Origin of the sequence: Shimia litoralis (assembly GCF_005518135.1) — a bacterium.
Classification (GTDB): Bacteria; Pseudomonadota; Alphaproteobacteria; order Rhodobacterales; family Rhodobacteraceae; genus Shimia_E; species Shimia_E litoralis.
Genome location: NZ_SULI01000004.1, coordinates 46,781 through 58,299, shown reverse-complemented (window position 1 = coordinate 58,299; position 11,519 = coordinate 46,781). Strand labels below are relative to the sequence as shown.

Annotated in this window: 8 protein-coding genes and 1 tRNA gene; 6 read left to right on the top strand and 3 right to left on the bottom strand. The window is 54.5% G+C overall.

Going from position 1 to position 11,519, the window contains the following annotated elements:
* The first annotated feature begins 41 nt into the window (after window positions 1-41).
* The 6 genes from FAP39_RS05220 (at window position 42) to FAP39_RS05195 (ending at window position 7,898) form a co-directional block, all read left to right on the top strand.
* Window positions 42-518 carry an Lrp/AsnC family transcriptional regulator gene (locus FAP39_RS05220; RefSeq protein ID WP_138015336.1) on the top strand — a complete coding sequence of 159 codons (477 nt, stop codon included), beginning with the start codon at window positions 42-44 and terminating at the stop codon, window positions 516-518.
* 30 nt (window positions 519-548) lie between these two features.
* A complete protein-coding gene (locus FAP39_RS05215) occupies window positions 549-1,103 on the top strand; it encodes a tetratricopeptide repeat protein (protein WP_138015335.1) in 555 nt (184 codons plus the stop codon).
* A 145-nt stretch (window positions 1,104-1,248) separates the two neighbouring features.
* Window positions 1,249-1,335 (top strand) — tRNA-Leu (locus FAP39_RS05210).
* 281 nt (window positions 1,336-1,616) lie between these two features.
* A complete protein-coding gene (locus FAP39_RS05205) occupies window positions 1,617-3,329 on the top strand; it encodes a PHA/PHB synthase family protein (RefSeq protein WP_138015334.1) in 1,713 nt (570 codons plus the stop codon).
* A gap of 22 nt (window positions 3,330-3,351) precedes the next feature.
* Window positions 3,352-4,107: an enoyl-ACP reductase FabI gene (gene fabI / locus FAP39_RS05200; protein ID WP_138015480.1), complete on the top strand. Its 756-nt coding sequence runs from the start codon at window positions 3,352-3,354 to the stop codon at window positions 4,105-4,107.
* A gap of 155 nt (window positions 4,108-4,262) precedes the next feature.
* Complete coding sequence (locus FAP39_RS05195) at window positions 4,263-7,898, top strand: peptidoglycan-binding domain-containing protein (protein ID WP_138015333.1); 3,636 nt, start codon at window positions 4,263-4,265, stop codon at window positions 7,896-7,898.
* Between the two features lie 87 nt (window positions 7,899-7,985).
* Here the strand turns inward: FAP39_RS05195 and FAP39_RS05190 are convergent, their stop codons facing one another.
* From FAP39_RS05190 to FAP39_RS05180, 3 genes are read right to left on the bottom strand one after another with little or no spacing between them, the layout of a single operon-like run.
* Entirely contained in the window at window positions 7,986-9,038 is a 1,053-nt protein-coding gene (locus FAP39_RS05190; protein ID WP_138015332.1) for a DUF1513 domain-containing protein, read from the bottom strand.
* Complete coding sequence (locus FAP39_RS05185; protein WP_138015331.1) at window positions 9,039-10,001, bottom strand: imelysin family protein; 963 nt, start codon at window positions 9,999-10,001, stop codon at window positions 9,039-9,041.
* Entirely contained in the window at window positions 10,001-11,500 is a 1,500-nt protein-coding gene (locus FAP39_RS05180; protein WP_138015479.1) for a di-heme oxidoreductase family protein, read from the bottom strand. The genes FAP39_RS05185 and FAP39_RS05180 overlap by 1 nt, the downstream gene beginning before the upstream one ends.
* Window positions 11,501-11,519: the final 19 nt, after the last annotated feature.

Here is an 11,519-nt window from a genome sequence, read left to right as displayed (position 1 = left end):
ATTTTAGCGACCCAATCGCGTTGATTTGTGGAGGATGTGCAATGCAAAATGGCCAAGTTGCGCTGGATCGGTTTGATCACGCGATTCTAGAAGTCCTGTCCGGTGAAGGGCGTATCTCGGTGACCGACCTTGCCAAGCGGATTGGTCTGTCCAAGAGCCCGACACAGGCGCGTTTGCGACGTCTCGAGGCCGAAGGTGTCATCACGGGATACTGTGCATTGATGGATCCGATCCGGCTGGGGCTTGATCACGTCGCCTTTGTCGAGGTCAAACTCTCGGATACGCGTGAAACGGCATTGCGGGCGTTTAATGCTGCTGTTTCTGCGATTGGAGAAGTCGAACAAGCACATATGATCGCGTCAAATTTTGATTATCTGCTTAAGGTCAGAACACGGGACATGGCGGCCTATCGCAGCGTCTTGGGCGAAAAGATTTCGGCGTTACCCCATGTGGCAAGCACGTCAACATATGTGGCTATGCAGGCGGTCAAAGAAACAGCTCTCGGGGATGTGACTTGATCCCTGATGAAATCGTGCAATCTTTGCAATATGAAACAGTTTGCCTTCATAATCTGCATCGCGACGCCAGCTTTTGCGCAGGCGTGTCCTCAGGCACCTGATCATTCTGCAGCCCTCGAAAGGTTGATCGCACAGGTACAGGTGGCGCCCAATGAAATGGCCGCCCAAGAGATATCAAACGAAATGTGGGCCTATTGGGCGGATGCCCCTGACGAAGTTGCTCAGCAAATATTGGATCGCGGCATGCAAAAGCGTGGCGGCTTTGATTATTTGGGCGCGCTCGAAGAGTTTGATGCGTTGGTCGAATACTGCCCTCACTATGCCGAAGGCTATAACCAGCGGGCCTTTGTGAATTTTCTCCGCCGCGACTTTGCTGCGGCGTTGCCGGATTTGGAACGGGCGCTTGAACTGTCCCCACGCCACGTCGGGGCCTTGTCAGGTCGGGCGATTACCCTGATCGGGCTTGGCCAAGACGCCGCCGCCCAAGATGCCCTTGCTGCCGCCCTTGAGGTCAACCCGTGGCTTCCGGAACGGGGTCTTCTCAGGGCCCCGCAAAAAGATAATGCGGTTGGGCAAGATTTGTAGCCATTGGGTGCTTTACAGGCAGGACAAAGCCGCTATTGTCGCGCCACCTGACCGAAAGGTCAGACTTGTGATCGCTATGTTTTCTTTGCGCCATATCTGCCTGAGTGCAGGCACGTGTATGGGTAAAGATTTATCAGCGTCATATGCGGGCGTGATGGAATGGTAGACATACCAGACTTAAAATCTGTTGGGCCTTGTGCCCGTGTGGGTTCGAGTCCCACCGCCCGCACCATTTTTTCCATTTGACCTCGAGTATTTTGTCTTACGGAAAGATTTGCATTCGGCCTTATATCTGCACAAGGCGTGCAAGAATTTGCTCAAGGTAGTGACTTCGGGACCGCACTGAAAAGTTTTCGCTGGAGCGCCCTCTGTGGTTTCCATATGAGACGCGAAAATCTGCATTGGCATTACATTTTTGTCATCCAGTCCTGATACGAAACGGTCAATATCGACGCGCCCGGTTTGATTCCTAGATCTTAGTGCGCCCGTGTCTTCATAATCGGAGCTTTTTCCTTGACGCAACCTTCCCAATCATCGCCCGAAGTTCCAGACCACGCCTATCGGCGTCTGATTGCAAAACTTAATCACGGCACTTCGCCGGTGGCCCCAGTGACCATGTTTAGCGATTGGTGGCTGCATTTGGCGACGGCTCCGGACAAACAATTGGAGCTGGCTAAATCGGCGCAGGAAAGTGTTGCAGCGTGGTTTCGATTTGTGAACGCTGGTTGTCCGGCTGAAGAGAGCGAACGCCCGATATCTCCGACCAAAAGAGATCACCGTTTTGCGCATAACGGCTGGAGTAGCCCGCCATTTGCAGCGCTGGAACAAGCCTTTTTGCTTGCAGAGGATTGGGCCGATCAGGCGACGACGAACGTGCCAGGGCTCAGTCAGGACCATGAAAAATCCATGCGGTTTATGATGCGCCAGATGCTGGATGCAGTGGCGCCGTCCAATTTCCTGCCGACGAACCCAGAAGCTCTTGAGTGCACGGTGACTGAAAAGGGGGCGAACCTGCTCCGCGGGGGGGCAACGCTGTCGCATGATTTGCGCGACAAGCTTACGGGGGCCAATCCCGAACGCCCTAACCGTGTCGGAAAAGATGTGGCCACCGCCAAGGGACAAGTGGTGTATCGCAATCATCTGATCGAGCTGATCCAATACGCGCCTACAACGGACACCGTGCATCCAGAACCCGTGCTGATCGTGCCGGCATGGATCATGAAATATTACATTCTTGATCTCAGCCCCGAGAATTCAATGGTCCAGTACCTCACAGCACAGGGATTTACCGTCTTTATGATTTCTTGGCGAAACCCGTCTGAAGAAGACGCCTCGTTGGGAATGGATGACTATCTTGAATTGGGCCCTTTGGCAGCGCTGTCCGAAATCACGACGATAACCGGATCGCCAAAAGTGCACACGGCGGGATATTGTCTTGGGGGAACGTTGTTGTCGATCGCGGCGGCGACCTTGGCGCGCAAGGCAGATACTCCGGTCGCGAGTATGACCTTGTTCGCCGCCCAGACTGATTTTACCGAAGCAGGTGAACTGACACTTTTTATCAACGAAAGTCAGGTGTCGTTTCTCGAAGATGCTATGGCCGAACAGGGGTTTCTTGAAGCAGAGCAAATGCTCGGGGCGTTCCAGATGCTGCGATCAAATGATCTGATATGGTCGCATATGGTGCGTGCCTATCTGTTGGGAAGACCGGACATGCCAATGAACGACTTGATGGCATGGAATGCGGATAGCACACGGTTGCCTGCCCGAATGCATTCGGAATATCTGCGCAAGATGTTCTTACAGAATGATCTGGCGGCGGGACGGTATCAGGTGGATGGGCACGCCGTTTCGTTGCGTGATATCCGCGTTCCGGTGTTCGGCGTGGGAACTGAAACCGATCATATCGCACCATGGACTTCGGTCTATAAGATACACAATCTCGTGCATGCCGATGTGACGTTTGTTTTGACCAACGGTGGCCACAATGCTGGTGTGATTTCCGAACCGGGACACCACCACCGTCATTATAAAATGCACACAACCCGAGACACGGACAAAGCGTTGTCTGCGGCCGACTGGCAAGACGCGGCACAGCGCCAAGAGAGCAGTTGGTGGCTCGCTTGGAGCGCTTGGCTGTCGGATCTGTCGAGTAAAAAAATATCCCCCCCAAAGATGGGTCGCAAATTAGCTGAAGCGCCCGGAACATATGTGATGATGGAGTAAACTGATGCTGATGCAATCTGATATGCTGGCCGGCAAAAAGGGTCTTGTTGTCGGGGTGGCCAATTCCCACTCGATTGCGGCAGGATGTGCGCAGGCGTTCTCTGCTGCTGGGGCCGACGTTGCGTTGACCTTTCAATCTGAAAAGGCGCAGAAACATGTGCAATCGGTCGCCGAGGCGGTGGGCGCAGAGATGCTCTTGCCGTTGGATGTGACCGACGACACTCAGATGGATGCTGTGTTTGATGCCATTACGGCCCGATGGGGCAAGCTGGACTTTCTGCTGCATTCTATTGCCTTTTGCCCCCGTGATGATTTGCACGGGCGGGTGACGGATTGTTCTCGCGAAGGGTTTGGAATGGCGATGGATATCTCGGTGCATTCGTTGATCCGAATGGTCAAGCGTGCCGAACCTTTGATGACAGAGGGCGGCACGATCCTGACAATGTCGTATCACGGATCCGAAAAAGTTGTGGACCATTACAATGTCATGGGGCCGGTCAAGGCCGCACTCGAGTCCACTGCGCGCTATCTATCGGTCGAGCTGGGGCCGAAGAATATTCGGGTTAATGTGATCTCCCCGGGGCCGTTGCAGACCCGGGCGGCGTCAGGGATCGACCACTTTGACGAATTGATAGAAGACGCAAAGGCGCGCGCGCCGCTTCACCGGCTGACAACTGTCGAAGAGATTGGCGCAATGTCTGCCTGTCTTGTCTCGGATTTTGCCCGTTCGATAAGTGGAAATACAGCCTATATTGATGGTGGCCACCACGTCGTTTGAGAACGGCCTTACATTGGATATTCGTGATACGCCGCTGCGAAAAACTTCGAAACTGAAGCCTGAATGGGCTTTGGGCGATTGCACACAATGCAATTGCCCAATCTGGTGATGTCAGGCTATGCTAGCGCAAATTTATTTTGTTGTTAGGATATTTGATGCGTTTTTTGACTGGATCGGCTGTCGCGTTCTCACTAGTTTTGACACCCCCGTTTACCGGCCCTGCGCGCGCTGACAGGGCATCCGCAATCATCGGCGGGGCGTTAGGTGTCATTATTCTGAATGAGGCCAATAAATCCCAGAAAAAACAACGCAAGAAAATGAATCCGGCCCAAGCGGGTGAACCCGCCATGGATCGTGCGACGAAACAACAAGTTCAGTCGGCGCTTAATATTCTTGGGTTTGATGCGGGGATTGCTGATGGTGTTTTCGGGAAAGGAACACGGGCGTCCATCCGCAGATATCAGTCGAAATATGGATACCTGTCGTCCGGATATTTAACAACGGCACAGCTTGAACAACTGCAACAGGCCTATTTTGAAGCCGAAGCATCTGGCAACCCCCGTCTGGATCGCCCGTTGACACGTGGTGATCTGCGTCAGTTGCAGAAATCGCTTAAAGATTTGGGGTATTATTCCGGGCGCATTGACGGCGTCGCGGGCAGGGGAACGGATCGGGCGATCTCTGGATATCTTGTGGATCGCAATATGAATCCGGCCACCACGCCCACATATGAAGTGCTTGTGATGGCGGGCGAAGAAAGCGGCGTGCGACCGCGCCAAGCCGGAGAGCCGCAACAAGGCACCGCGGCATCAAGCGGCACAGTGGTGTCTGCGTCGAATGCATCCAGCCAATCCGGCGCCAGCGCTACCCACGGCTCTGCGTTTTCGACCGAGAGTTACGATCTTGGCCGAAAGGACCCTGCGTTTGACCGAGAGTTATTCCTGAGTCGGCATTTGTTGAAAAAACGCCCTGATCTTATTGATAGCGACGGGGCTGCCCAGCATTGGATCAAAAAGGAATTCCCACAAAAACGCTATGGTCAGGGCGATGCGTTGGCGACGTCTATGACGGCTGCATATTACGACGGGTCAAGCTTTGAGCGCCAAGATGCGCTTGCTGGATTGCGGCGGCAAATCCAAAGCACAGAACCGGCCTATCCCTTGCCATACAAGATGGAGATGGGGTTTCAGATCGCTGTCGACCTTGGTGGGTTTGTCCCCGGAAAGGGCGTGCCTGTCCGATCTGCCAAAAACCGGTCTCTTAATGGGAATGCTTTGCTGAAAAGTGAACGTTTGCACTTGGATCCGTTGAACCGGTATCTTCAGTTTTACTTCGAAACCAATCTGGATGTGGACTATATCCCTCTTACCCAAGATCAGGCGCGCGCGTTGGCCAGCCGTGTTCAAGGGGAGCATTTTGTTCGGTTCCAAATGAACCGCTATGTCACTCTTACGGATATTGAAGCGCTGGAAGAGGTGTATTACGGCAGCAATACCATGTCCGTGGCCGGGGCGTCTCTGGATGCGGTCACCATTACGTTGAATGATACGCGCGACGGGCGTCTTCTGGATACGGTGCATACTTGGAATGCAAGTGACGCCAAAGCCCCGCAGGATGCGGGTGGGCTTGAAGCCTATGCAAAATGGCTTGGCTTACCCATGCACAAAGAACACCTGGTTCGGTATGCCGGACTTGGTCAGCCTTCTAATGATCCATTGCTCAAGCAGAACTTTGGCGGCTGGCAACGGTTGGGGCTGATGGCGAAAGTGGCCGCAAACCCTGCCATTCTGGATGACGACGATAACTTGGTGAATTATGCCGGATGGGTGTTGAGCGAAGCGCAAAAACGCGAAGCCGCGCAAGGTAAGCCGTTGTTTAATGCGACTGGACGCATGAACTATGGCCGTCAAGCGTTGAACCAATTCGAATTCCACGCTGCCGTGAAAAATCTTCGCGAAAACTATCTTGAAGACATCCTGAAACGTCGACCTCAGTATCCCTTGAAAGCGGTTGAGGTCACCGAATACGTTTTGGGCGAGTATGATTTTGGTGCAGAATGGTTTGCTATTTCGACCCAATATCCTCCTGGCTTCAAACGGATGCATGGGCAACTGGCCATTAATGCGAAGGTGCGTAAATATCCAACAACCCTCGAGGTCCCTCTGAGCGAAGCAGAAGGTTTTGCGGATATGCTCAAGAACGTCAATCCCGGTGCGTATTTGCCACCATTGTATCTGGCGCATTTTGTGACATTGGATAACCCGCAGGCCAACGGCCAATCGACAAGCCTTAGAGCGAACACAAGCCATTTGGCGATGTTTGCGGATCGCGCCTTGACGCAGCATCTTTTTGACATCGAAGCCTCTGATGGGTGGCGCATCGTTCCAAGTGATGCTGCACAAGTGTTGCGTGGAAAAGGCAATGTCTGGACCTCAGAATCTGCATTGATGTATCTGGCTTCTCTGCAACCGGAAAAACTTGAGGATCGCGCGTTTCTAAAGACTGTTTTGGGGAATATGCAAGCGCACCAAAATGCTGGCACGGCCTCGCCTTTTAATGGAATTTTGCCCGATCACCTGTTGGGACGACGCATCGAGATCACCGAACATGACTGGCACCAAATTCAAACTGCGCTCAAGACCGCGGTGGCTGCTCTGGATTTCGAGACGCTACAGCTTGTCTACCCGTTTGATGCCAAGCCGACGTCGGATGGGCAGCTATTGTTGAATCTGGACACACATCTTCAGCGCGCCGCGAGCGGAGCAGAAGGCGATTCAGAGCTGGAAATAGTACGCAATCTGGTGCCGGATGCGGATGGTATTTACCAAATTCCAAGCAGCAAAGAGACGCCGTTTTTTGTGGCACTTAAAAATGCCGAGGGTCTGCTGTCGGTGGGGGCTCCAATGCCGAAGTCAAGTGACGCAGGCGGCCAGTGGCCCGGCACTCTTGAGCTGAAAATCACCAAGAAACACAGAGCAAACTGGAAATCAGGACGTTCGCTTGTGGTGTTCGAAGCCGAACCTACGAAGGTTGTTCTAAAGGATGGTCCCAATCAAAAGATTGTGGACTTGCAAGATCGAGACGCCGTGGCCGCCGCCAAGCCACAAGCCGCAAAACGCAAGATTCTCGGGGTTGAGCTTGGGATGTCTTTGACCAAGGCCGAAGAGGTGATTGCAGAAAACCTGCCAGAAGGTCTGGCGCGCAAAGCCTTGGGGGGTGTTGGCGAGGGGCTGAATGCTGGCGTTGCTTACTATGATATGAATGGCCGTTCTGTTTGGTCTCATATCGCATTGTTTCAACAGGATAATACGCCGTCTTCACCGGTCACTGCTATCACGCGGTTGATGTCTTGGACCGAAGAGGACGGAGTTACTTACGAGGATGTGTTGACCGCCTTGATCGACACCTATGGCGCGCCGGATATCACAAATGACGGGCGTCTGGGCCGGTATACGTGGTTTGAATCCCCGCAAAAGACGGCAGATATCAAGCGGCAAGACCGATGGGGAAATCAGTGTAATCCCAATTCACTGGATTCTCTCAAGCTGCCCTATGCGTCTGCGGGAATGTTGATTGGCGGGTCTGATACTACGGCACGCCTTGAAGCGCGCGAAGTGACACAATCTTGCGGTGAAGTTTTGACGGTCACGATGGAGTATTCGTGGATGCTGATGTCGTTGGTGGACACAGATGCAATCATTGCCGAACGCACGTCGCAAAAAAACCTTGAGGCGGAAAAAGCCGCCGAGGATGCGGCTAAGGCCAAGAAAGCCAAGAAGCTGAAATTCTAGGTGATCAGAAGCAAGAAATCTTGGTAGCCTCCGCTCTTGTCATGAGAGCGGAGAAAAGTCTGTAGGGTCTTGTGGTTTGGCAATCTCTTAAAGAGGCACAAGATGATTGTCCCACGCAAGGTCAAAGGTGTTGAGTTCGCGTGTGCCTTTGCCTGAACTCAGGATTTGGCCTTGGCCTGTCGTGGCGATGAAACCCGCTGTGAACGGGGCCGCGCCACAGATGTCCGGCTGGGTCAGCGTCTGTATCAATGTCCGGTCCCGTGTCGAAAATATTTGCATTTGTCCACTGCGCGGGGACGTGGCCGCAACCTGTGTGCCATCGTTGGAAAAGGCGATGCTGCCGACATAGCCATCAAGCACGTCTCCGGCCCCCAAAAGGGCCATTTCGCGCCCTCGTTTGTGCAGGCCAATCAGGGCAGGTGCGCGGCTTGTGTCGCCTTGCCATTGCATGCCCACTGCCACCGTTCCATCAGAATGCACAGACAGATGCCGGATCGAAGCGTGATGCTGAGAGGGCATGATCTGGTCAAGCAACTCCCCGTTTTGGGTCACATAGCTCAAATTGGGTTGCATGGTAGCAAGGTTCAGCTTTTGACGGCCAGTTTCGGGGTGGGTATCGATCCCGCCATTGGCGATGACAAGCGTATCGTCCGGCATCAAGCGGATGTCATGTGGACCAATGCCTTGGCTCGAAAATTCGCCGATGCGTTTGTATCCTTTGGTCACATCCCACACACCGATGCGCCCTTGACCGTTTTCAAAGTCGTTTTCAGTTGTGAACAGCAGACCTCCAGAGGCGTCATATGTGCCATGGCCATAAAAATGCAGGCCAACGGGGCTGTCCAATGTGGCAAGCGTGGTGCCGTCCCGGCAATCTAGAACCACGGCAAAGCGTCCGGGCCTGCGCGCAAACGCGACTGCGTGGGGCAATCGCGGGTGGGCTGTTGCGGCATGTCCTCTGCCCGGCAAGGGCAGCCGAAAGGTTTCGGTACCTTCCATAGATACCCCGACAAGGACATATGCCCCGTCTGCAGTGCGGGCAGCAGATATATATTTTGGTGCGCCTGCATCAGCCCACGTCGGGGCTGGGAACACGCCTGCTGCAATAAGACCTGCCAGAAACCCTCGACGCGATGCCATTTAGTCACCATCCAATGCGTTAAAACCGGCGTCTACTCCCAAGAGGGGACCAAGCTGTGTTGTGATGACCTCGCGGATATGGTCGATGTCTTGTTGCAAAATCTCGACTTTCAGGCGTCCGATCGGATCGGATACCAATGACAAATCCGCACCCCCGGTCAGGGTCGAGATATTCTGTGCTCTAGAGAGCGCACGCGCAAAGGTTTCATCAACGGCCGCCTGAACATTCGTATCGCTTTGTGCCAGAATGCTGGCCAAGGTGCGCAGGCTGATCAGGGATGTTTCCAAGTTTGCGAGTGACCGTTCAGAGCGGCGCATTTCTGCCCGCTTGGGACGAGGGCGTTCAAATGTTCCCAATGGTCGGCCAAGACGCGTATCGGATGCAAACTGAAGCCCCGTCAACAGCGCCTTGTACAGTTCTTGCACAGCCTCGGCTTCGCTTTGATACGTGTCGTTGTGTCCCGCGCCACGCATCAGATCGGCATAGCGATCTTGCCAGTCCAGATTGATTTCATCTGCCGTGGTCCGTGCGTCCTCGGCCAGCGCCTTGATGACGTCACATCGGCGTGGGTCATCCACAAAGGCGGGATCATAGAGCAAAAATTCGAGAGCATACACGCCGCGCCCAGCGATAGATGCCGTGCTCACATCCAGAGGGTCTTGCTCCAGAAGGGTCCGCAAGGCCTTGGGGGGCGCACCGCGTGGATCCGGCCAAAAGGCAAGGCCAAAGGCGCGGTTGTCTGCTTCGGTTGGACCAAAGCGCAAGTGGGACACCGCGAGCCAGGCTTGGGTGACATCTTGCCATTCAGCGTGCGGCGCGCAGGTCTGTGCGTCTGCCAGCACCTTCGTCGCCATGGATAATTGTTCGAATGCCGGAAGAATATGAGTGTCCAAAGCCGCGTCCACTCTGGGGTCGGCAAACGCCAGTGTCGGCATCAAGGCTAGAATAATAGGCAGTCGCATTACAAGGACTCCAAGAATAAGATCAACGCGTTACGTTCGTCCGTCGGCAGGGCAACCACTGTGTCGCGTGCATCTTGCGCTTCGCCCCCATGCCAAAGCACCGCCTCTAGCAAAGAGCGTGCGCGGCCGTCGTGCAGAAATCTGGTATGGCCCGAGACCTGCTGGGTCAACCCAATGCCCCAAAGCGGCGGCGTGCGCCATTCTTGACCCGTGGCCACATGCTCGGGGCGGTCGTCTGCTAGGTCAGGCCCCATGTCATGCAGCAATAGATCGGTATAGGGCCATATCAACTGAAAGCTCTGTTCAGGTTGGTTGCTTAACCGATGCGTGACATAGTTCGGCTGATGGCACGCGGTGCACCCACTTTCGTAAAAGACCTGTTTGCCCTTTAGGACAGTGGCATCGCCGACGTCTCTGCGGGCGGGAACGCCAAGGTTCCGGCTGTAAAACGTGACCAAATCCAGCGCGACATCGTCAATTTCGTCCCCTCTCACGTCACCCGCGCCGTGGGGTGCGGTACGGCATTTGGTTTGCGCGCTGGTACAATCCCCCCATGGTGCGGTGAACAAGGGGTTGGAAATGCCGATATCGCCTGCAAATGCGTTGGCGGATTGCTCGCGAAGTGTTGGCAAACCTGCCTTGAGGCCAAAGCGGCCAAGCATTGCGCGATCAAACTCTTTTGACCAGACCACATTGGGACGGCCTGAAATACCGTCGCCATCGATGTCATCCGGATCGGCCAACGCCAGAATGTCGGCGGCGGGGATTGCTTCGAGCATGCCAAGCCCGATCATCTGGGGCGCGACACGTGGAGAAATCATGGCCTCTGGATGCAACGGCCCATAGCCTAGATTTGTCGCCGAGTATGTCGGGGCTTGTAACATCACCACGGTGCCATCAGCCAGCTCTACCGGGCGACGTTCATAAGCAATTTCGAGGCTGTATTCCGCATTGTGGCCGGGTAGGGCAAAATCCTGAAGCTGCCCGCCGTAATTGGGATCAGGTGACGTGCCCAAATAACCAGCGATCTCTGAAATCGCAGCATCCTGATCTGGAATGGAAATGCGCAAAAACATCGAGATCGAGGTGTCTTCGGGGCCCGTGGGCGGGTGACCGCGCCCGTCTTTGATGTGGCATCTCTGACATGAACGCGCATTGTACAGGGGGCCAAGCCCGTCAGAGGCTTTGGTAGACGACGGAGACGACACCCATATTTTTCGGAACAGCCCGTTGCCCACCTTGAAATTCAACTCGCCATCAAAGGAAATTGTTTTGGATGGCTGCGAGAAGGCTTCGGCATCTGGTGTGACGCGAACTGTGGCTGCGCCCGCGCTAAGATGTTCAAAGGCTTGCGGAGCATCAAAGGTGTCAGGACCTTGGGTGGCTTTGGAGATGCGCTTGGCTTCCTCGGCCGTGCGCGGGACGATATCCAAATGGATATCTTGCAAGTCCGCTGCAAGCCCGACCGTCGGAGCGCTCAGGCCAATCGCGAGCGCGATTGCAGATACGAGAACGCGC